The sequence below is a fragment of the Sphingobacterium sp. UBA1897 genome (assembly GCF_002337775.1).
In the GTDB taxonomy this organism is placed as follows: domain Bacteria; phylum Bacteroidota; class Bacteroidia; order Sphingobacteriales; family Sphingobacteriaceae; genus Sphingobacterium; species Sphingobacterium siyangense.
This window is the reverse complement of the sequence record NZ_DDGR01000001.1, coordinates 310038-332819: the sequence shown is the minus strand read 5'-3', so window position 1 is coordinate 332819 and position 22782 is coordinate 310038. Positions and strand designations below refer to the sequence as shown.

Annotated in this window: 23 protein-coding genes; 15 read left to right on the top strand and 8 right to left on the bottom strand. The window is 38.9% G+C overall.

Annotated features, from left to right (window positions below; translation table 11 throughout):
* Positions 1-28: 28 nt before the first annotated feature.
* Complete coding sequence (gene argH, locus B4N43_RS01415) at positions 29-1360, bottom strand: argininosuccinate lyase (protein WP_286732392.1); 1332 nt, start codon at positions 1358-1360, stop codon at positions 29-31.
* Positions 1361-2032: 672 nt separating this feature from the next.
* Here argH and rbfA point away from each other — a divergent pair.
* Genes rbfA through B4N43_RS01395 form a run of 4 tightly spaced genes read left to right on the top strand, consistent with a single transcriptional unit; the run spans position 2033 to position 4815 of the window.
* Positions 2033-2404 carry a 30S ribosome-binding factor RbfA gene (gene rbfA, locus B4N43_RS01410; protein ID WP_286732390.1) on the top strand — a complete coding sequence of 124 codons (372 nt, stop codon included), beginning with the start codon at positions 2033-2035 and terminating at the stop codon, positions 2402-2404.
* Positions 2405-2433: 29 nt separating this feature from the next.
* On the top strand, positions 2434-3081 hold the full coding sequence (gene aat / locus B4N43_RS01405; RefSeq protein ID WP_201666516.1) for a leucyl/phenylalanyl-tRNA--protein transferase: 648 nt from the start codon (positions 2434-2436) through the stop codon (positions 3079-3081).
* Entirely contained in the window at positions 3074-4162 is a 1089-nt protein-coding gene (locus tag B4N43_RS01400) for an aminotransferase class V-fold PLP-dependent enzyme (RefSeq protein WP_088160127.1), read from the top strand. Before aat ends, B4N43_RS01400 begins: the two co-directional genes overlap by 8 nt.
* 2 nt (positions 4163-4164) lie before the next feature.
* Positions 4165-4815, top strand: a complete 651-nt coding sequence (locus tag B4N43_RS01395; protein ID WP_088160126.1) for a hypothetical protein — start codon at positions 4165-4167, stop codon at positions 4813-4815.
* Positions 4816-4951: 136 nt separating this feature from the next.
* Here B4N43_RS01395 and B4N43_RS01390 read toward each other — a convergent pair whose 3' ends face one another.
* Positions 4952-5350, bottom strand: a complete 399-nt coding sequence (locus tag B4N43_RS01390; protein WP_145327150.1) for a hypothetical protein — start codon at positions 5348-5350, stop codon at positions 4952-4954.
* Between the two features lie 221 nt (positions 5351-5571).
* Here B4N43_RS01390 and B4N43_RS01385 point away from each other — a divergent pair, with 221 nt between their 5' ends.
* From B4N43_RS01385 to hemL, 6 genes are all read left to right on the top strand, one after another.
* The gene (locus B4N43_RS01385; protein ID WP_075990922.1) at positions 5572-6411 is read left to right on the top strand and encodes a hypothetical protein; all 840 of its coding nucleotides are present in this window, start codon (positions 5572-5574) and stop codon (positions 6409-6411) included.
* Between the two features lie 219 nt (positions 6412-6630).
* On the top strand, positions 6631-7872 hold the full coding sequence (gene hemA, locus B4N43_RS01380) for a glutamyl-tRNA reductase (RefSeq protein ID WP_075990921.1): 1242 nt from the start codon (positions 6631-6633) through the stop codon (positions 7870-7872).
* Positions 7873-8230: 358 nt separating this feature from the next.
* Positions 8231-9817: a hydroxymethylbilane synthase gene (gene hemC / locus B4N43_RS01375; RefSeq protein WP_075990920.1), complete on the top strand. Its 1587-nt coding sequence runs from the start codon at positions 8231-8233 to the stop codon at positions 9815-9817.
* A 90-nt stretch (positions 9818-9907) separates the two neighbouring features.
* The gene (gene hemB, locus B4N43_RS01370; RefSeq protein WP_070561999.1) at positions 9908-10876 is read left to right on the top strand and encodes a porphobilinogen synthase; all 969 of its coding nucleotides are present in this window, start codon (positions 9908-9910) and stop codon (positions 10874-10876) included.
* A gap of 142 nt (positions 10877-11018) precedes the next feature.
* A complete protein-coding gene (locus tag B4N43_RS01365; protein ID WP_182981025.1) occupies positions 11019-11411 on the top strand; it encodes a hypothetical protein in 393 nt (130 codons plus the stop codon).
* Between the two features lie 87 nt (positions 11412-11498).
* Positions 11499-12809 carry a glutamate-1-semialdehyde 2,1-aminomutase gene (gene hemL / locus B4N43_RS01360; RefSeq protein WP_145327153.1) on the top strand — a complete coding sequence of 437 codons (1311 nt, stop codon included), beginning with the start codon at positions 11499-11501 and terminating at the stop codon, positions 12807-12809.
* 92 nt (positions 12810-12901) lie between these two features.
* On the opposite strand, the gene B4N43_RS01355 is transcribed toward hemL, so the two are convergent.
* From B4N43_RS01355 to B4N43_RS01340, 4 genes are read right to left on the bottom strand one after another with little or no spacing between them, the layout of a single operon-like run.
* Positions 12902-13447 (bottom strand): DUF4252 domain-containing protein, encoded by a 546-nt coding sequence (locus B4N43_RS01355; protein WP_075990917.1) that lies wholly within the window; start codon positions 13445-13447, stop codon positions 12902-12904.
* Positions 13448-13453: 6 nt separating this feature from the next.
* Positions 13454-13975 carry a DUF4252 domain-containing protein gene (locus B4N43_RS01350; protein WP_075990916.1) on the bottom strand — a complete coding sequence of 174 codons (522 nt, stop codon included), beginning with the start codon at positions 13973-13975 and terminating at the stop codon, positions 13454-13456.
* A gap of 6 nt (positions 13976-13981) precedes the next feature.
* Complete coding sequence (locus B4N43_RS01345) at positions 13982-14671, bottom strand: hypothetical protein (RefSeq protein WP_075990915.1); 690 nt, start codon at positions 14669-14671, stop codon at positions 13982-13984.
* A gap of 41 nt (positions 14672-14712) precedes the next feature.
* A complete protein-coding gene (locus tag B4N43_RS01340; protein WP_075990914.1) occupies positions 14713-15228 on the bottom strand; it encodes an RNA polymerase sigma factor in 516 nt (171 codons plus the stop codon).
* A gap of 273 nt (positions 15229-15501) precedes the next feature.
* Here B4N43_RS01340 and B4N43_RS01335 point away from each other — a divergent pair, with 273 nt between their 5' ends.
* Complete coding sequence (locus B4N43_RS01335; RefSeq protein WP_075990913.1) at positions 15502-16338, top strand: hypothetical protein; 837 nt, start codon at positions 15502-15504, stop codon at positions 16336-16338.
* Between the two features lie 105 nt (positions 16339-16443).
* Here the strand turns inward: B4N43_RS01335 and B4N43_RS01330 are convergent, their stop codons facing one another.
* Positions 16444-17736, bottom strand: coding sequence for a DUF3472 domain-containing protein (locus B4N43_RS01330; RefSeq protein ID WP_286732380.1), 1293 nt, complete (start codon positions 17734-17736; stop codon positions 16444-16446).
* A 429-nt stretch (positions 17737-18165) separates the two neighbouring features.
* Between B4N43_RS01330 and B4N43_RS01325 the strand changes: the two genes are divergently transcribed.
* From B4N43_RS01325 to B4N43_RS01310, 4 genes are all read left to right on the top strand, one after another.
* Positions 18166-19320 carry a sensor histidine kinase gene (locus B4N43_RS01325; RefSeq protein WP_075990911.1) on the top strand — a complete coding sequence of 385 codons (1155 nt, stop codon included), beginning with the start codon at positions 18166-18168 and terminating at the stop codon, positions 19318-19320.
* Positions 19321-19381: 61 nt separating this feature from the next.
* A complete protein-coding gene (locus B4N43_RS01320) occupies positions 19382-20071 on the top strand; it encodes a LytR/AlgR family response regulator transcription factor (RefSeq protein ID WP_075990910.1) in 690 nt (229 codons plus the stop codon).
* Between the two features lie 75 nt (positions 20072-20146).
* Positions 20147-20869, top strand: coding sequence for an intradiol ring-cleavage dioxygenase (locus B4N43_RS01315; RefSeq protein WP_075990909.1), 723 nt, complete (start codon positions 20147-20149; stop codon positions 20867-20869).
* A 10-nt stretch (positions 20870-20879) separates the two neighbouring features.
* Positions 20880-21566 carry a hypothetical protein gene (locus tag B4N43_RS01310; protein ID WP_157625882.1) on the top strand — a complete coding sequence of 229 codons (687 nt, stop codon included), beginning with the start codon at positions 20880-20882 and terminating at the stop codon, positions 21564-21566.
* Between the two features lie 186 nt (positions 21567-21752).
* On the opposite strand, the gene argC is transcribed toward B4N43_RS01310, so the two are convergent.
* Positions 21753-22766, bottom strand: a complete 1014-nt coding sequence (gene argC, locus B4N43_RS01305; RefSeq protein WP_145327158.1) for an N-acetyl-gamma-glutamyl-phosphate reductase — start codon at positions 22764-22766, stop codon at positions 21753-21755.
* Positions 22767-22782: the final 16 nt, after the last annotated feature.

Sequence of the window (22782 nt, the reverse complement as noted above, 5' to 3'; positions counted from 1 at the left end):
GTTTACTTTGTAAGGTCACAGCACATTTTTATTTTAAAAGATCATCCAATGCTGATTCGACTTTTTCAAAACCAAAAGTTGCTTTGACCTCTCCGAACATACGTTGAATCTGATCATTGCATAGATTTCCAATGCTTCCTTCGTGCGTATGGTTTACCTCTTTTGATGGCTTGAAACGGCCTTCATCGATATCAATGCCGATAGTCCTGTAGGCCTCCCGGAAAGGAACCCCTTTCAGAACCTCGTTGTTTACGACTTCAACAGAGAACAAATAATCGTATTTTGGATCGTTCAGGATATTCTCTTTAACAGAAATATTTTCCAACATGAAAGCTGCCATTTCAAGACATTCATTCAGCGATTTAAAAGCCGGGAATAAATTTTCCTTTAACAATTGAAGATCTCTATGATAACCAGACGGCAGGTTAGTAGTCATCAACGCAATTTCATTTGGCAATGCCTGTATCTTATTACAGCGTGAACGGATCAACTCAAAGACATCTGGATTCTTTTTATGCGGCATGATGCTCGACCCCGTGGTTAAATGTGCCGGAAAGGAGATAAAGCCAAAATTTTGATTAATATACAGACATACGTCCATTGCAAATTTGGCCAATGTCGCCGCGATGGAACTCATGCCCTGTGCCAAGATACGTTCGGTCTTACCTCTCCCCATCTGTGCATAAACCACATTGTAATTTAGGTCTTCAAATCCCAGCAATTGCGTCGTCATCGTTCTATTTAATGGAAAAGATGATCCATAGCCTGCAGCAGATCCTAAAGGATTCTTATTACAAACCTTCCAGGCTGCACGCATCATCTCCAGATCATCAACAAGGCTTTCTGCGTAAGCACCAAACCATAATCCAAACGATGAAGGCATTGCAATCTGCAAGTGCGTGTATCCCGGAATCAGAATATGCTTATATCGCTCGCTGAGTTGGATCAATTCATTAAAAAGAGCTTCTGTATTCTGGATGATATGCTGAATCTCTGAGCGGAAGTATAATTTTAGATCGACTAAAACCTGGTCATTACGGGATCTGCCGGAGTGAATTTTCTTACCTGCCTCTCCAATACGCTGTGTAAGCAGCATTTCGACCTGTGAATGCACATCTTCTACCGAGTCCTCAATACGAAAGTCACCGGCTAAAATTTCTTTATAGATATTTTTCAGTTCTTTTTGTACAAGCACTAGATCCTCATCGGTCATCAGATTTATGCTATTCAACATGCGTGTATGAGCCAATGAACCCAAAACATCCGCAGCAGCAAGTTGCAGGTCCATTACGCGGTCATTGCCCACCGTAAACGATTCTACAAAAGAATCGACATCTATATTTTTTTGCCAGATTTTCATTCGTATAATTTCTTTTTGATCCCGTTATTATCAAAAGCCCTTGGTCGGTTTAGCGTTGATTGAAGCTCCTGATAATTCTATCACATACAATTTTTACAAAAATACCAATTGCAAATGGTTATATCAATGCAAAGATTGCATACATTTTGCTCGGACAATTTGATGAAAAACAAAAAATCTGGTAAAATAAAAGGGCCGTTACAAAAAAAATTAAATGTTAAAAGTTTGTTAAATCGCAATAAACACACATTATAAGTAACCACTCACTTTATTTTTAAAAGTTATTTTGTCAGTTTTTTAAGTATTCCTATGTTTGTAGTGTAAGGGAGATGAAAAAATAGAAGATGGTAAGGTTAGTAAATACTTACCGCTTTAAATACACCGAAATTTCAAACCAAATATGATAGACCCCAAAGTCTTAAAACTTGAAAGAAATTACCTAACCAATTGTGAATCGAAATTTAAAGGCACGTCAAACCAAGATGTGCCTTTTTTCTTGTGCTGCTTATTTTATTGTTTTCAAAGCTATAATCCGTTCGCTACCAATCGATGGTTTATTGTATATTTTTTGTCAAGTAAGCGACAAGAGGTCAAGCCAAATTTCTCTTTTAATTGAAATTTTGGCTATTTTTGTTTGACATAATTGAGAATATTCAACATAAAACGTATACGATGGGAACAGAAAGCAAGAGACAGCAACGTTTTGCTGGGGTGATTCAACAGGATTTAGCAGCATTATTTCAACGCGAAGGTAATTCATGGGCTCCTGGAGCATTTATTACGGTTACACGGGTTCGTGTTACGCCGGATTTAGCGATTGCCCGCGTTTACGTGAGCTTTTTAAACACAAAAACGGCACAGGAGGATATTAAGGCCATTCGTTCCAAAACATCTGAAATACGCTTTAAACTGGGTGCAAAAATTAAGAACCAGGTAAAGATTGTTCCTCAATTGGAGTTCTTCCTCGATGATACCAACGAATATGTTGAACACATGGATAAACTATTTGAAGAGATAGGCAAAGAACCGCGTCAACCAGAATAATACCATCTATCGCAGCATGTTAAGTAACCATGGTATTTGAACTGGATACTAAAAGACTGGAGTTTCCACACCCAAGCTATGCAGAAGAAGATGGTTTACTCGCCGTAGGAGGAGATCTTTCGGTAGATCGTTTGCTACTGGCCTATAGTAACGGAATTTTCCCCTGGTTCAGTGATGATAGCCCGATACTTTGGTATGCCCCAAATCCCCGATTTGTGATCGATCCGTCCAAGATCAAGATCAGCAAGAGCATGGCGAGTGTTCTCCGGAAAAAAACATTTTCCTTATCGATAGACCGCAGCTTTAAAGAAGTCATTCAGCTTTGCGCAACTATGAATAGAAAAGATCAGACTGGAACCTGGATAACACAGGACATGATCGAAGCATATAGTAAACTTGCGGAGCTGGGGTATGCACATTCGGTGGAAGTTTGGCAAGATGGTATACTGGTTGGGGGGCTTTATGGCGTGTTAATCAATGGGGTCTTTTGTGGCGAAAGCATGTTTTCAAAAGTCGCCAACGCTTCGAAAGCGGCTCTGATTTACATCGCCCAAGAAATTGAACTTCGTTTAATTGATTGCCAATTTCACACGGATCATTTGGAAAGCATGGGCGGAGAATACCTCTCCTTGACAGATTATTTAGCAATACTAACAAAAGACCAAAGACATGAGTAATCCCTATCGTAAACATTTTGACATCGCTTCAGCGGTAACTTACCTCACCACACCAGGATCCGGCTTACTTTCACGTGAAACAAAGGCCTGGCGCGCCAAAAGAGACCAAGATTTCTTCGACGCGAACAGCACCTTACGTGAACAGCAAGGTGCAACTTTAGATGCCTGTCGGGATACGCTCGGTAAATTTTTCAATTGCCCTTCCCAAAATGTCTTCTTATCAAGTTGTTTTTCCTTTGCCTTCAATGCGCTATTGGCAGGTTTACCAAAACAAGCTAAGGTTTTATTACTGAATAATGATTATCCTTCCGTTAATTTTCCGACGATATTAAGTGGTTTTGAACACCAATTTGTCACGATGGACGAACAATTGGAAACGAATTTATTGGACACAATAGCAACATTCAAACCAGATGTTCTCATCCTTTCCATTGTTCAATATATTTCGGGGTTAAAAATAGATCTATCCTTCATACAGGAATTAAAGCATCAGCATCCCGAGTTGTTGATTGTAGGCGACGGCACCCAATACTTAGGGACAGATCTTTTTGATTTCGCACTTTCTGGCTTTGACGCCGTATTATCAAGTGGATACAAATGGCTTATGGCTGGCTTTGGTAATGGCTTTGTCCTCTTAAGTGAAAGACTCAAAGCGATGCTTTATGCGGATATCCAAAAAAATTACAGCTTCCTCAACAATCAATGGATGAATAAATCTGTGGTACAACTCTGTTTTGAACCAGGGCATTTGGACACACTATCGCACGGAACGCTACAGCAGTCTCTTCTTCAATTGGAGGAATGGGGCTTTGCCGAAACTGTGGCCTATACCCAAAAATTGATCGAAGATGCCCGCACTGAACTTGCCGACAGAAAACTGTTATTGGACAGCATCATCAATAGACGTCCACAGAGTAATATTTTCAATATTCAGATCAACCCCGACAATTATCAAACACTCCTGGATGAGGGCATAAAATGCTTTCCCCGAGGTTCGGGAATCCGTGTCGGATTTCATTTATACAATGATCACGCGGACCTTGAGAAGCTACTATATATTATTGACACAAAAGTAAAGTAAACATGAAATTTAGAATAGGCGACTTAGTACGGTTTGTCGATGAACCCATTGAGGGGCATATCACATCCATGCAGCCCAACGATATTGTAGGCGTTACAGACGACACTGGTTTTGAGATTCCGGTACCCATGGATAAAATTACCCTTGTCTTCGGTAATATGCGCCGTGCAGATGATGAACTTGACCAACATGCGACACCACTGACACCACATCGATTTATCGAAAAAGGAATACTTTTGGCCATCTCGGGAGATCACAAAGATGGACTTGCCAAATTACACATCATCAATGAAACGAGTTTTGAGCTTCTGGTATCCGTCGCTGAAGCTACAGCGAATAAAGTGAAAGGTATTTTCAGTAATAAGATACCACCGCATGACTCTATGCAGTTTTACACAGGCAACTTTGCAAATGTTGGTAAATGGCCTACCTTCCGTTTTCAGATCATACGTCATAGCGGCAGTTTGCAGGAACTGACCTCACCAATCAACAGAGAACAACGTGTACGTCCTGTAGATCTTACTAATCCAAAAGTCCTTAACGAAATTTTGGATGAAAAAATATGGTCTTACGAACTGGATAAGATTGAAGAGGATTTAGGACTGGACAAGCTAAAAAGTCATTTCGTACCGCATCGTCCAAATAAAAAATAAGCTAGATGAATTTCATCTAGCTTATTTTTTTCTGAAACTGCTTGATCTTATTGGCCAGAAAGAACCTCCAGTCCGCTTTGATTGCTGTTGGTGTCTGCGAAGTCATGAAAGTTTTATTTGGACAAACGGCTTTATTTTATTCAGTTGTCGCAGAAACCTTCTTGGTACTGAACAATAACATTAAAATTCCAATCAAATAGACAACCCAGCCCCAGCGCATGTGCAAGGATTTAGAAAGCAATTTATCGGCAAATCCCCAACCGAAATAGTTATTGATCTTAAACCAGACCGCTGTTATACTCAACAGGTACCAACAGGCGGCTAATCGAGTCATCCATTGATAAGCTCGAACTGCACGAACAAAAAATAAAAGGGCAGTTACCCCCAGAATAAGTAATGTAATAAAGAATAAATAGGCATCTACCTGATATAAATTCCAATTTCCTTTAATAGGCACTTTTAAGAACGGCGTCATGCTGGACAAAAAAGAAATGACTAGTCCAACGATGGCAACGTATTTTTTGATAATAATCATGATTCAAATTCCTTTAAAACTGCTACGAATATAAGTTGAATATTGACACATATATAACTTGTATTTCACTTTTTGAAAAATTATTCTATTTTTAAGCGCAATTAACGCTTAGAACAAATAAAAAACAAAGCTAACAAAAAGAATATCAGTAATTTAAACCTTATTTTTCTCTTGTTTAAAAGAGATGAGTATAATTTTTAGCATTAAGCCGAACAATAAACATGAAAAGAGAAGTTGAAGAAATCGCTGCAGAACAACCCGCACAGCCAAATAAAAAGAAAAGGGTATATATCATTATTGGCGCCGTCCTATTGGTTATTCTAGCGGGTGGCGGGTATTACAATTATAGCCAGCGACAAGCTTTCGACGGCTTGCAGGTAGACAGTGCCGCCACGGCTGCCGTCGGATTTGACAATGCCGATCCCAAAGACCTGGAAGATGCTGATGGATGGAGTTCATTAGAAGACTATCAACATTGGAATAATGCAATCTTCACTCTTCCGGAATACGACAACATTCCATTACGCTACAGAAGGGGGATTACAAAGATATTTATGGGCAATAGCTACCTAGAGCCCGTAGATGATAAACCTATATACAAGTTTACCCGGATAAAAGATCGGGCTAAATCTGTTTTCTGCTATGGAAACTTTACAGATCGCAACGATTCAGACAGTTGGAATAAAGAAATGGCTTTCCTAGTAGAAAAGAACGACTACCAGAGTAGTGCCATCTGGATCATATCGGCAAAAGGCGATATTTTATTCTGGAAGGAATATTCAAGCGAACTGCCACTCATTAACAGCTTCAAAAAGGGACAGAAAATTTTTATGGACGAGATGAAGTTAGTACCTGCTCCTGCCGATGGAATTATTGTCAAGAACAAAAACTCCAAGTACGCATTAATTTACAATAAAAGCAGCAAGACCTTCGACAGCTATTATCAATATAGTGATAGTGAAATTCAAGAAGCTACTACTTCTGAAGAAGAACCTTATGTGGAAGAATTGGAAGATGTTACCATCGACTCTGCAAGCACAAATACGGGTATTAAAGAATAGATTATCGTATTTTATCGCTTAAAATTTTCGTCACGATCTATCGTGACGAAAATCATTTAGCATCAAGCTATAACATAAGTAATTATAAAACAGATTATTAAATAGAAAAAACAGCTATTTAAAATCTTTCTAAATTAATCCCTTTGACAGATTTTTGACACAAGCACAAAGCTTTTAAGCTACATTTGTACCGTTAAATATAAGCGAGGGATTAGAGCTTTGAAAAATCTTAAAGTATTAGCGTTTACTCATAAACATGTCGAACTAAAAGATCTAGGTAATCTAGTGATCTGCAATGAGGATTTAGAAAGTCGCCTCATCAATCTAAAGCATAGCCTAGACATTCCAGAGATCTTTTATATTGGTACTTGTAACCGAGTAGAGTTTGTATTTTATGGTGCTCATGAATTGACCCATGAATTCATTGCTGATTTTATGGGGAAATTAAACTTCTGTGTTCCTCAGGAAAGACTACAATGTTACTTGGGACAGGTCAACAAATACGAGGGTATGGATGCTTTAAATCACCTGCTTCGGATGTCATGTTCACTTGAAAGTCTTGTTGTTGGTGAAAAAGAAATTTTGGCACAGGTACGTCGCGCATATGATCGTTGTAGAGAAGCTGGTTTTACTGGAGATTTTCTACGTCTGATGATGGATCGTCTCGTAAAAACTGCTAAAGAAGTATACACCTATACTAAAATTTCCAGAAACCCAATTTCAGTTGTCTCTCTTGCCTATCGCAAATTACGCGAATTAAAACTGGTTGAAAACCCTAGAATCGTCATCATTGGTTCTGGAGAAACCAATCAGAATTTAGCAAAATATTTCCAGAAGAACCAAAAAGCTAAGTTCGTTATTTTCAACCGCACAGTGGAGAATGCAAAGGCCCTAGCCGAAGAATTAAATGCTGAAGCTTACCCCTTGGCCGATATTGATCAGTACAAAGAAGGCTTTGATATTCTGATTACTTGTACAGGTGCGCCTACCTCCATTATTGACAACACACTTTACCAATCGTTATTAAACGGAGAGACTGATAAGAAAATTATCATTGACTTAGCCGTTCCGAATGATGTTGATGCTGAAGTTCTCCAAAATAATCCGATTCATTATATCGAAGTGAGCAGCTTACAAGCTATTGCGGAGAAAAACATCCAAGAGCGTTATAATGAATTGGAGAGTGCCGAAAAGATTATCCAGGACAATATCCAAGAATTTTTACCTTTAATCAAACAGCGACGCGTAGAAGTTGCTATGCGTGAGGTTCCTGAGAAGATTAAAGAAATTAAATCATTCGCTCTAAATGAGGTTTTTGCCCAAGAGGTTCAAGCCCTAACCCCCGAAGCGAGAGAGGTCTTGGAAAAAGTCATCAACTATATGGAAAAGAAATACATCAAGGTTCCAATGGTTATGGCGAAAGAAATTTTGGTTAAAACTCCAGAAACGGAAAAGAACTAATACTAAACCTGCTCTTGGAGCAGTGATTTCCTTCTACTTTTTATTATCACCCTAGGTTTTGTACTAAGGTTATTCTGCTCGCTGAATGTGCTCTGCTCACATCCCATGGAGCTACCCTTTGACTGTTTCCCATAAATTTCGGTTTATCAATTATTTCCTGACATATAATGACAGTAACGTGTCAACATATTCCTTCTATTTATTTATTTTTGCTCTGATTAATGGTATTAAACACATTTTTCCGAAATTGTTCATTTTCCGGGGCTCAATTGAATTGAAACACATTCTGTGCTAGTTGAATACGTAGCTACCGGTGGAACATCTTTGTGATTGTTTTAATAGGTAAAGTAAAATTAACGTGAATAGAAAACTAATTATCGGTACCCGGGGAAGCGTTCTTGCCATGTGGCAGGCAAATTTTGTAAAAGATCGATTGGCAGAAATCGGAATTGAAGCAGAATTAAAAGTCATTAAAACACAAGGTGATATTATTCAACACCTTCGTTTGGATAAATTAGAAGGCAAAGGATTTTTCACTAAAGAGCTTGAGGAAGAGCTTTTAAGCGGGACCATTGATTTAGCTGTACACTCACACAAAGATTTACCTACGGTCAATCCTCCAGGATTGATCATTGCAGCGGTTTCTGAGCGCGAAGATCCAGCTGAATTATTAATTATCCACAAAGATTGTGTGGATATCAAAAAACGTCTCTCATTAAAGCACAATGCGACAGTTGGAACATCATCTAACCGTAGAAAAGCGCAGATCTCGGCACTACGTCCTGATCTAGAATTTGACGATCTCCGTGGTAATTTGCAGACAAGAATCCAAAAACTACGTGATGAGCAATATGATGCCATAGTACTTGCAAAAGCAGGTATTAGCCGTATTGAAATGGATATTACAGATTTTCATGTGGAGGAGATTCCTCCCGTTGAAATTATTCCGGCACCAGCGCAAGGGGTACTTGCTATTCAGATCCGTGAGGTTGACAGGGAACTTTTTGAAGCTTTACAGCCCTTGAACAATGAAGAAGTAGCACAAACAATCTCCGTAGAACGTTTGGTATTAAATAAATTTGATGCAGGATGTCATGCGCCACTTGGCTGTTATTGCCGCAAAAGCGGTGACGAATACGAAGCTTGGGCCTCTATTGCTGAAACAAGTGAAGATTTCCCTGATCGTGTTTACCTTAGAGATACCGATGCGACACGTTTAGCGGAGCGCATTTTCAATAAGTATGCAAAGGATAGAAAGCTGCCACAATCTGTATTTATCTCCCGGGAGGTAGACGAAAATTCCTATTTCGCAAGAGCAATGGCCAAGCACAATATTACTATTGAGGGCCGCTCTTTGATCAAAATATTCCCTATTATCAATAAACTGGATCCTTTTATCCTAAAACATGTTGACTGGATTATATTTTCAAGCAAAAATGGTATTGAGCACTTTTTCAATTTAGAGCCTCGTTTGAGCAAAAAGACAAAGATCGGTGTCATTGGCCGCGGCTCGGAGGAGATTTTGCGTAAATATGACCGCGTTGCTGATTTCTCTGGCGACAGTGAGGGCATCAATATGGAGGAAATTGCGAAGAAATTTGCTGAATTGGCCAATGGTGGTACCGTGCTTATTCCACGTGCGAAAGAATCTTTGGAAACAATTCAAAAAGCGTTAAGCCCAGAGACGAAAATCATCAATATACCGGTATACGAAACGGTCTTAGAAGAAAATGTAGATCCATCCAATGCGGAGGTATTGGTCTTTACCAGCCCAAGCAACGTGGAAGCTTATTTTGCGGACAATTTGTTGGAACCGGGCCAGAAAGTAATCTGTATTGGCCGCTCTACCGGTGCAAAGTTTGATGAGATGAATGTCCCTTATACACTTCCTTATTCTCCAGATGAAATAGGTCTTTCTGAAGCCGTTTTTGGATTGGAGTATTAGAATCATATAAAGTAGTTTGTATTTCAACGTCGGTAAACGATTCCACTGACGTTGAAATAAACAACATAGATCATAAATAATCTTAATATAATGTTACAACGTCCGAGAAGAAATCGTAAATCTGCCGTGATTCGCGACATGATTCAAGAGACACGTTTAGACGCGTCAAATTTGATTTTCCCACTTTTTATCGTCGATGGGCAAAATCAAAAAACTGAGGTTAAATCGATGCCTGGCATCTATCGCTATTCAATAGACAATCTATTGAAAGAAGTGGAAAGTTGCCTAAAGTTGGGCTTACGCTCATTTGATCTTTTCCCTAACATTGAAGAGTCCTTAAAAGACAAATATGCTACAGAAAGCTACCGTGATGGAAGTTTATACTTACGTGCGATTGCAGCTGTAAAGAAAAATTTTCCGGAAGCTTGTATCGTAACGGATGTTGCTATGGACCCTTACAGCAGTGATGGGCACGATGGAATTGTCGAAAACGGTGAGATCCTAAACGATGAGACATTAGAGGTATTGGGCAAGATGGCTTTGGCACATGCGCAATCAGGTGCAGATATCATTGCTCCATCAGATATGATGGATGGTCGCATCGGTTACATCCGTGAGCTATTGGACCATAATGGTTTTACAAACGTTTCTTTGATGTCCTATACGGCAAAATATGCTTCGGCCTATTATGGTCCTTTTAGAGATGCCTTAGGCTCGGCGCCCAAGCATGGCGATAAAAAGACCTACCAGATGAATCCTGCCAATGCAAAAGAGGCTCTTATCGAAGCACAGCTCGATGCACAGGAAGGAGCAGATTTTCTGATGGTAAAACCAGGACTTCCCTACTTAGATATCGTTAAACTTCTTGCAGACAACTTCGATCTGCCAATTGCGGTGTATAATGTCAGCGGAGAATATGCGATGTTAAAGGCGGCTATTCAAAACGGCTGGTTAGACGAACGTGTCATTCTAGAAACGTTATTGAGCTTCAGACGTGCTGGCGCTACAGCAATCTTATCCTACCATTCCAAAGAAGTATTGGAGAAAGGTTTTATTTAACAACTTCCAAATTATCTTCGATAATCGGAATATAACTAACAGAAGCTCGGGAATTCATTTCCGAGCTTCTGCTTTTTTTAAAATATTATTTAAACCTTTTTATTACATTGCGGTCAAACAGAAAATTATAATCCACCTTATTATGTTAAAAAGTATTATAATCAGCAGTTTCCTGTTATCGGCTCCTTCCGTACATGAACATACATTTTACTCCTTTTTAGAAGGCAATTGGATTGCGGCCAACGCTAAATTGAAATCAATCATATTTAATAAGAATGGCGACGCCTTTTTCACCTTTTCAAATTCAAACCATCAAAGTCCCCCAACTTCAGTTCATCAAAAAGTGGGCAATTTTGCAATATTAGATAGCAAAAAATTCAGTGGGTACTTTTTTAGTCCAAGCCTTTTTGGAAAATATAATGATAATAAGACGGCTTTTGAGATTGAAATTAAATCGGCCAATGAGATTATCCTGTTTGTCAATAAACAAGAAATACAATTGCTAAAAAAGGAAACTATTACTCAATTTAAATAGCTAATATCAGGCTATTATGGATTCCTTACGTTTCTATGAGACTTATCTTCTCAAAAAAAGATAACTTCGCATTCAAATACATAGACTATGCAAGCACCTGATATTTCAAGAGCAAAATCTGCTGAGCTATTTGAAAAAGCAAAACAATATTTCCCTGGAGGCGTAAACTCTCCTGTTAGGGCCTTCAAATCCGTATATGGTACCCCATTATTTATTGAACGTGGCGATAAGGCGCATCTTTGGGATGCGGACGGCAATGAATTCATCGATTTTTGTTGTTCATGGGGTCCCCTAATTTTAGGGCACAATAATGATCAAGTTCGTGAAGCAGTAGCGGCACAACTCGGGAAAGGCTTAAGTTTTGGCGCTCCTACTGCGTTGGAGAACCAACTAGCTGAGTTGATTATCGAAAACAATCGATTTATTGAGAAAATTCGCTTTGTCAGTTCTGGCACCGAGGCTGTAATGTCTGCTATCCGTTTGGCTAGAGGCTATACGAAACGTGATAAGATCATCAAATTTGATGGCTGTTATCATGGGCACTCCGATTCTCTTTTGGTGAAAGCTGGTTCTGGCCTGGTAACCTTTGGTGAGACATCTTCGGCCGGTGTACCTAAAGCATTTGCAGACGAAACCATTGTTATCGAATTAAACGATAAGCAAGCTTTAGAAGCTGCTTTTGCAGAGTTTAAAGATCAGATTGCGGCAGTTATCATTGAGGGTATACCTGCAAACAATGGCTTATTGTTGCAATCTAAGGAGTATGTTCACTTCTTACGTAATATCACCAAAGAACATGGTGCAATGTTGATTATGGATGAAGTGATCACAGGATTCCGTGTTGGTTTTGAAGGTGCTTCAGCTTACTATGATGTACAACCTGATATTATTACCTACGGTAAAATTATTGGTGGCGGAATGCCTGTCGGTGCTTATGGAGCCTCAAAAGAATTGATGGCCTGTATATCTCCTGATGGTGCAGTTTACCAAGCAGGAACTTTATCCGGAAATCCAGTTGCTATGGCTGCCGGCATTGCTGCATTGGGTATCTTGGCTCAAAAGGATTTCTACACAAATTTAAATGCCAAAACAGAAGCTTTCGTCAATGATATGCGTACTTATATTGCCGAGAAAGGATATAAAGTTCAACTTTTCCATGTTGCTTCTATTTTTTGGTTTGCATTTACAGAACAGCAAGAAATTAAAAAAGCGAGTGAAATCGATCCTAAATCGATGGAATCTTATAAAATTATGCACCGCGAGTTGTTAAATCGCGGCGTTTATTTTGGCCCTTCAGGCTATGAAGTAGGTTTTGTTTCTGATGCACATACAGCAGCGGATCTTGACCTGGCAAAAAAACATATTTTTGATGCGTTGGACATTGTCTTTAGCGCATAAAAATCAAACTACTATAAAAAAGCCCTCTAGTATATTACTGGAGGGCTTTTTTTAGAGGTTAGCGGAAGTTTCGATTTAAATCAACATACTTATTAAAGTTTGTTTGCCAACTTCTTATCTTTGGATTTCATCTTATTTAATCCGGCGATAAGCTCATCCAACGAAAACTTACCTTTGATATCCATAAATACACTTTCATCTTCATCATCATGGACCAATAAAGAAACCCGCTGAATGACATTGTTCTTATCAATACGAGCATTTAGCGAAATTTCCTGGCCATCGGTGTTAATAACCAGAAGTTCCTCAAATTTATTTTTCTTTAAAAACTTATGGTAATCGTCCAAAATACGCGCATTCTTTATTTTATCATTATTTGACAGTGTCAGCATTCTGAATTTCTTCAATTTCTTTACAATTTCGGCCATTGCACGAGTATCTTCATCATTATCATCCTTTAAGGCTTTTTTCATAAAGGGTTTTGTTAACCACATCGGTAAATTAATCGCAACAATCTCAGCATCGTCAGATACATTAGACCGACTGACGAAGTCCATATTGGACGCTTTTTTTATCATGCATGATTGCATGGAGAAAAGAACGCCAACTAGGCACAACAAGGTTAGTAATCTTTTCATAATTTTCTACTTTTTGTTGTTATCTCCTTTGTTCTTATTCACTTTATTATTCCCGTCGTTTACCAAGCTAGTCACATCTTTCAACGGTATAGCCCCGTCCAGGATCATAAATAGGTTTTGCCCATCTCCATTGATTGTAAGTAACAGATTGTTTAGGATATCGGCATTTGCGGACATATTTTCTACCATGAATCGGATATCTTGCCCATCACTGTTGAGTGACATAAGCTCTTCATATTTTAAATTAGACACCGCCCCCCGAATAATACCTGTTAAAGCTTTATCTTCTCCATCCTCAACAATCAGCATCCGCAACGATTTAACATTCTTAAGCAGTGGTGTAATTGTCTGCATATCCTCATCGTCTATTTTCAAATTACCCAATAGTTTGAACATCGGCGCCCCAATCTTGAGTGTCGTTACACCTTTCTTTCCTTGATATTGTTCAAAAAGTTTATCCAATTTTGAAATTTGTGCATTTGCCATACTTGCTACAAGTAGAAGGCAAGCTATTAAAAAACCTTTCATTTTATTTTAGTTAATCGTTATTGACATTTGTTTTATATTCATTGCTTTATCTACACCATTTTCCAGATTATTTGCCAGTAAGCCCAAAGATTTTAGGGTCAGTTCAACAGCTTCCTGTTCATTCGCGACAGGCTTCCCATTCAAAACAACATAATCTGCCCGGTAGGACTCTTCTGTTGTCAATTCCGAACTTTCAGTCACGACTTCTTTCTTCACTATCCAATTTTTGGCCTGTTTTTTTACTTTTGGACGTTTAAAAGTTTCTGCTGTTCGCATCGCCTTTCCACTGTCCTCCGCACTTACCTCATCATTAAGTTTGGGAGCTGTTATTTCTATATTTTGATCGTCAAGCAGCTTCTTATCGGCAGGCTTCGACTCACTCATTTCTTTTTTGGCGAGCACAGGTCCTTGTATTGCTGATTCCTGATTTAGGAATAGTGCAATTCCAATAGCCATTACCAACATGGCTGCTGCTGCATATTTTATCCAGCTATTATTCCACCACACAATACGTTTCTTATCATCATTGATCTCACTTTGGAAGTCCTCAAAGGACCAGTCCATTGTCTTATTTTTTTCCTGATTCAATGATTGAAAAAAAGCATTATCCGAGTTTTTCAATACTCTTTCTTCCTCTAATGACGACTGGCCATTAAAGTACTTCTCTTCCAATTCTTTTAATTTCTTATCTTTCATCACTGTATATCTTATTTTCAAAGAAGATGAAACAATCGGGTTTATTTTTTACCTGAATAAATCCGCGTGGTTTCATAATCGAATAATTTTGTCAATTGTTCTTTTACCTTTTGTCTTGCACGCATCAGATTAACTCTGACTGCTGACTCTCCCATCTCCAATACTTCACCGATTTCATCGATATCATAATCCTCAACATCGCGCAGATGCATAACAAGCCTTTGTTTTTCGGGAAGAGAATTGATCATCTCCAGAATAATTTCTTTCGTATTCCCAACGGTATGTTCGGTCATCGCAACAACCTGATGCTGTTCAACAAAATCCGCCCGGACCTTATCTCTTTTTAAACGATTGAGTGCTTCATTTTTCACACTCTGCATGCAGAAAGCTTCCATATTTTTGTATTGAAGCAACTGATCTTTTAATTGCCACAACCGCATCATCACATTTTGTACCGCATCGAAAGCCTCGTCATCATCAATCAAGATCCGTTTCGCAAAGCGAAATAGCTTATCCTTATGGATGAAAACGGTATTTTTAAATTGCTCTTGATTCATGTTATCGTCAATATTGAGACTTACTCTATTTTAATTTTTAATCGGCTTATGCTCCATCTCAATATCACCCGTGCCTTTTATATAATCAAGACATTTCAGCAGATCGATTTATTACATCTAATATGACTATTTTTTTAAAAATATTTAATTCACTGTGTATTAAACTTCAATAAGTAGCCCAAACAGCCTATTTTTAACCTTATTACAAACAAAATAGGAACATAGACTGTTACTTAAGATGCTGAATGATTAAAAAATTAAACAAAAAAAATTATGAAGTATTACAGAATTACAGGTATTACTGCTGCAGTAGCACTCCTAGTAGGCGCTGTTGGGTGTAACAACTCTTCTACGAAAAGTACAGGTGGAGCTGACTCAAGCAGCAGTATCGACACAAATACTGCACAAAAAATGGACTCAATCACCGTCAGTCCTATTGCAGACTCGAAAGAATTTCCTGGAGCTGATCTGCAGATCGCCTCGATCACTGCAGAAAAGGTAGGAACAGACTCCGCAAAAGTAACTGTAAAATATGCGATCAAGAATTTCAAATTGACTGAGATGACCGATGATGCCCATGCTGCCCATATGGCAAATTCGCATGATGGACAACATATCCATTTTATTTTAGACAATAAACCTTACACGGCTCTTTACAAGCCCGAGAACTCCGTAACAGTACCGTTAAATTCGGAACATTACCTGCTCTCATTTTTATCAAGATCCTATCATGAATCCATAAAAACCACTGAAGCTTCTAAATTGGTAAAATTTAAGATTGATGCAACGGGTAAATTGACGACAGATGCAACACCAAAGGAACCATCACTTTTCTATTCTCGACCTAAAGGTGAGTATAAAGGAGATGAAACAAAAAATCTCCTGTTAGATTTTTACGTAGTCAATACCAAACTTGCTCCAGACGGCAACAAGATAATTGCAGATATCAATGGCCAGACATTTACATTGGACAAATGGGGGCCATATGAGATAAAAGGGCTGCCAATGGGCAACAATAAAGTAAAATTGACTCTAGTGGATAAGGATGGTAATGCTGTTACCGGAGATAATGTTTCGGTAGAACGTGATATCAAACTGTCTGAAAAATAAATTGAGGGCTGTCCTAAACACAAAAGAGTCGCATTAAAATGCGTCTCTTTTGTGTTTAGGACAAACTTTGAGCGACAAAAAGACATTGTCTTTATTCCTTTTTGATTAAGGCAGTTTGTCAAAATCAATTTTCGGTGCATTATTTTTATTCCGGAATTCAAACTTACTTCCTGGCTTAACAACGTCATCAAAGAAACCACCATTTCTAAGGAAGTATCCGTTTTTGGTAATGCCGCCGATTGCATCAATGCGTTGATTTGCACGATAGGTATTATCGACACTGAAAGAAGCCTCCTGTACAGCTTTCCATTGTCCATCATAGACCCATTGATTGCCAAACTCAACCTTTCTACCCAGGTAGCCTTGATTAGGACTAAAGTTCTCTAAGAAACTATGGAATCGTTTCAGGTAGGTGTTTGTCTGCGGACGTTTGAAGCTTGCGATCACATTCCATGCATGCTCTTCGGGTACAAAAAACCAAGCCGTATAATCAGTATTTCCTTTTCCATCGGGCACGCCTTTCAAGAGAAACTTATAGGTTACCCCTGCTTTCCAAAAGTACTTACGGTAACTCTGTCCGCCTGACCCTTCATTTCCAAACTCACCCGAATGCACATCCTTTCCTTTTTTTAGTAGATGGATTTTTTGCTCATCTGGAATACTTTTCGGATCATCTGTGTGGAATGGACTCCAGACGGAAAATAAGATACGTCGCTCGGTTTCTGAATTAACCTGTATACCAAAGTAGCCTTCGCCAAAACCATTCGCCATAAAATAGGAACCAACTTTATCTTCTCCTTGAGGGACGGTTACTTCGTTATAATAGTAACTAACGTTACCCTCCGTAGGAACAGTATAATTGAGATGACAAGAAGGGCCTCTTCTGGACCAATAGTAATACTCAGGATCATTGGAAAACAGAAGACCTCCCGAAGCCGCTTCGCCGCTCACAAGCAATTCGGTTACATTGGCAAAATTGCTTCCCGATTTACTTAAGCCTTTTAAATTAACCTGAACGTAACCGGGCGATTTTACATCAATGGACAGAGGCGCTGTTTCCGACAGCTCAGTACTTTCCACATTCACGATCGCCTTTTTTCCTAAAGCGTCTACTGCTATTTTGGATTTTCCAGCATCGTTTTTTGCCTTCAGTTTCAAAGTCAATTTCCCCGCCTTTTGAGCCCTAAAATAAACCGATACCACTTCCTGATCGCTTGACCATTTTACAAGGCCATTACGACCGGAAATTTCCGCTTCACCAACTTGTCCTGCGGTAATGAAAGCATTCCCGGCAAGTGGTACGGCATAAGTCTTCCCTACTGTTTGCGCTATACTGCTTATCGAAAGACAGGATAAAGCTCCCATAAAGAGATACTGGATAAAGTGTTTTCTTTTCATACTTTATTTTTTTTATCAATTTATATATCAAACCTAGGCTAGTTATACTACCTGCGGTTATTAATGCTTGCCATGAATTCGAGATGCTGCTAAACTCGAATACTTCACGAAACCAAACTCCTTTAGCTATTCTGAAACTCAGTTTATCAGCTATCTTTCTGTTGCACTTTACTATTGAATAAAGATGGTATCGGTTTGTGAAACTGGATTATTTGATGAAGATAAGGCTTAGATTTACAGAAAAAGAAAGGAAATGTATATCAATCGATTGTGTAAAAAAACAGCAATAATTGACCACCATTCCTTTCCATTTAAATGAACTATTATAAAATGAGATGTATATTTTAACATTTTAAAAATACGATCTAATCTTTTTGTGTATTTTTAGGATCAGAGTCCCCTTTTATAAAAGCTAAAATAGCAAGCTCCATGGACAAATCTGCTGATAGCACATCAAAACGTATCTTAGGACAAAAACAAATCTCCATATTGATCCATGGACTCGCCTGGCTTATTTTCTTATCCTTTCCAGTATTATTTTTTAACAACGGTCAATTGGAAATTAAGGAAATACTTTTTGCGCCGGCATTTTGGATTTTCACAGGCTGTTTTTTAATCCTATTCTATGTCAATGCTTACCTGCTAATTCCTTATGCGATAAGAAAACGAAAATTTATCAGTTACGGAATCTCCATTATTTTGACAGGCTTGTTATTAGCCTGTTATCTTCAGCCCTTCGATCGCTTGATGCATATTGGACGTCAGCAATTACCTACCCCTGGAGAAAGAGAATTTTCGTCTAGGCATCACCCTGATTTTCCACCGCCGCCATCTGCTAGGCATTCCCCAGACCGAGGTCCGGGGCAGACCTTGGGACAACGGCCACAACCCATCGATATTGCTTCCGTGTATATTTTCCTGTTAACCATTAGCCTTGCCGCACTCTATAGAATCGTAACCTACTGGATGGAAACTCAGCAAAAGATGCAATTGGTCGAACAAGACCGGATGAAGGCCGAACTTTCCTTCTTAAAAGCCCAGGTCCACCCCCACTTTTTGTTCAACACCTTAAATAATATTTATGCATTAGCATTGACCAACGATGATGCCGTCGCGAGTAGTATTCATCGTCTTTCACAATTAATGCGTTATTATATGGATGAACGGCATAGTGATACGATTGACATCAAGATTGAAATACAGGCTATACAAGATTTTATCAATCTCCAAAAGCTACGCACTGGCCCAAATTGTTCTATCAGTGAACACTATGCGGGGCTAGAACACCCTAAAACGATACACGCATTTGTGTTGCTTCCTTTTGTTGAAAATGCGTTCAAATATGGATTAAGCACAATAGAGCCCTCCCAATTAAGTTTTGAAGTCATTCTAACGCCAACATCCTGTGTATTAAATGTAAAGAATAGCATAGCTACACAGTCAACCGAACAACACCGAACAGGAACAGGTCTTAAAAATGTTAAACGTCTATTGGAACATTTTTATGCCAACAAACATCGCCTGACGATCCAGCAGGAGGATCATTCTTTTTTCGTTCAGCTTATCCTTTACATTTCTTCATAAATTGTTTCTATATTAGGCTATACGATTATATATACAAAAGCAGTTTATCTTAATTTAATCGATGTTAACTTGCATAGCTCTTGACGATGAACCCCTGGCTCTTCGTATTATTTCGACGTTCACAGCAAAGCATCCTGCTATACAGCTTGCTGCAACCTTCAGTAACCCCCATGAAGCGAAGCTATATCTCGCCAATAACAGTGTTGATTTGATTTTTTTGGATATTGATATGCTCGAGATCAATGGTATTGATTTTGCAAAGAACTTAAAACCAAGACCTTTATTGATTTTCACCACAGCACATAAGGAGTATGCGATAGATGGATTTGAACTTGATTCAGTAGACTATCTTCTCAAACCATTTGACTTCGTCCGTTTTGAACGGGCCATCGATAAAGCGATGACACGTTCAGCTACACAGAGCCATCGCCCCTTTTTAATCGTGAGTGTAGAATATCAACGAATCAAGATCTATCTTGACGAAATTGAGTGCTTGGAAAGCATGCAAGATTATATCAAAATACACCTTATACACGGAAAAACAATATTGACTCTATCGACAATGAAAGCCATGCTCGAGCGTTTGCCAAAAAATCAGTTTATCCGTATCCACCGCAGCTTTGTTATCGCAGTCAAACACATCATTACATTTTCACAGCGTAAAGTACAATTACCCAACTTCACATTGAAAGTCGGCGATGGTTACTATAATGAGGTTATCCAATGTCTACGTGATTCGTCGATGCAATAAGCCTCTTTATCGTTACTTAACATTATTTTACATCTCCGTCTATTACCTTGCTTCCATAAATAAAAAAGAAGAGATATGGAACGCAAAAATTTTATAAAAACCCTATCATTGCTCGCATTTTCAGGGCCAATGGTCTGGGCAGCTTGCAAGAAAGACGATACCACATCAATTACGGATGAGGGCACTGACGTAAATGTCGATTCAAGCTGCAGTGTAACACCTTCGGAAACCGAAGGGCCTTTTCCGACAAAAACACCTTCAAGTTATGTCCGATCAGATATACGCAAAGGTGATGGTATTGGGGCGAATATGCTCGGTTTAATTACCATTGTTAATACAAACAATAGCTGTGCGGCACTAGAAGGAGCTTTAGTGGATATTTGGCATTGTGATGTGGAAGGTAACTATTCCCAATATGGCGGAACACAGATGCAATCCAGCAACTACCAGTCTGTCAATTGGTACCGCGGTAGACAAGTTACGAATGCCAATGGACTTGTTTCTTTCCAAACCATCTTTCCGGGCTGGTATCAAGGTCGAGCAACACATATTCACGTTCATGTATATGATGCTACAGGTAAATCGCTATTAGTGACGCAAATCGCCTTTCAAGATAGTCTGTGTCTTGAAGTCAATAACACAGGTTCTTCTTATGGTTACAAAAAAGGTGTTTCAGGATATACCTATAATGCCAATGACAACGTATTCAGCGATGGTGTTACCAAAGAAATGTCTACGGTCACAGGATCCTTATCTGAAGGTTTCCAAATGAAAATGACGATTCATGTTAATGCTTAACAGCCTGATCATGCAGGATATTAGAATCTATATCGCGGAACAGCGAGGGGAAACATCAATCGGAACACATTTAGTCAGGAGCACACTCAATTATGGCTCCTTTGCTGCTCCTCACCGGGAGGCTATTGGCCGGTTGCAACAAGTCAATAGCTGGCAAGTCGCGCTTCAAGAGACTTTGGAACTCCCGACCAATCAGGATACAGTCTCATTTTTGATTCCTTTGGTTGGGGATCTACTCGTGACGATGGATGGCCAAACCTATACCGTTCCTGTCGGAACAATCTTAGTACACAATTTTGAAAATAATACGGCAATTCACATAAAGGCATCATCCGAAGTTGGGGAGCCTGCGATCTTTCAAGAATTTGTGCTTAATTCGGCAATAAACACTCCTACACTACCTCATATTGCGAATCTTCCACTTTCATCTTCGTTTGAGAAAAACAAGATGTATCCTGTAGGCACCGACTTAGCTACTGATTTTCAGTTCTACTTCGGTGCATTTGCCGGAAAACATGATTTTGAATTACAGATTGGCCAAGACCAAAAAAGCGCATTTGCATTTGCATTAGATGGTAATTTTGAAGTTGAAGAACGTATTCTTTATCCATCTGATGGTCTTTATCTACCAGATTCAAAAAATTTAGACATCGAATGCTTATCGGCAACTGGCCTTTTGGTGGTTTTGTGTTTCTAACGGAATAGATTTAAAAAACGATGATTTCCAAAATAACGACCACGATAAACATAAAAAAGTGAAGGGTCTACCCTTCACTTTTCCACACGATGTTAATAAAATGTTGAAAACCTCATTTCGCTTTTAAGGTGATCCCTCAAGTTACTCACAACTTGTTGATATTGCTGTTTAATATTTTAAAAATGGCTAAAAACCAACGCTTTTCAAGTTTAATCCTGTACGCTCGTCTAAACCGAACATTAAGTTCATATTTTGTACAGCTTGACCAGATGCTCCTTTCAGCAAATTATCGGTCGCATTTAAAATAAGGAGCTTATTTCCGTGCTTTTCGAGGTGGATAATACTTTTATTTGTATTAACGACCTGTTTGAGGTCAATATTTTTAGGACTGACATGTGTAAAAGGGTGAGCGGCATAATAGCTGTCATACAATGCGTAGGCCTGCTCTTCAGACAAATCGGTGTCTACATAAATTGCCGAAAAAATTCCGCGGGCAAAATCGCCACGTTGAGGAACAAAATTAATTTTTGCAGCAGCACGTTCCAACAATGATCCGTCTGACACCGGCAAAAATCCCGCTTGTAGCTGATCCAAGGACTCTGAAATTTCCTGCAAATGCTGGTGTTCAAAAGATTTGTAAGCAGAAAGGTTATTGTTACGCCAGGAGAAATGCGTTGTTGCACCTGGTTTTTGTCCTGCCCCTGTTGATCCAGTCGTTGCATTAACATGGATTTGATCAGGTAATAAGCCTTTACTCGCTAATGGCAATAAAGCCAATTGGATATTTGTTGCAAAGCATCCTGGATTAGCAATATACTGAGCCGTTTTGATTGCCTCTTTGTTTAGTTCCGGAAGCCCATACACGAATTGTTGACCTTGGAAAGCTGTATTCGCACGAAGACGATAATCTTGTGAGAGATCAATAATCTTCACGGATGCATCGATTGGATTTGCATCTAAAAATTTGCGTGCATCACCATGACCAACACATAAGAACAATACATCAATAGCTGAGTGAAAGTCCGAAGAGAAGGTCAATTCAGTATCACCAAATAGATCATTGTGAACTTCATATAACTTATTTCCTGCATTGGAAGCGCTATTAGCAAATACGATTTCCACCTCAGGATGATAAATCAATACACGTAATAATTCACCACCAGTATATCCTGCCGAACCAATTATTCCTACTCTTATCATTTTTTTGAATTTAGAA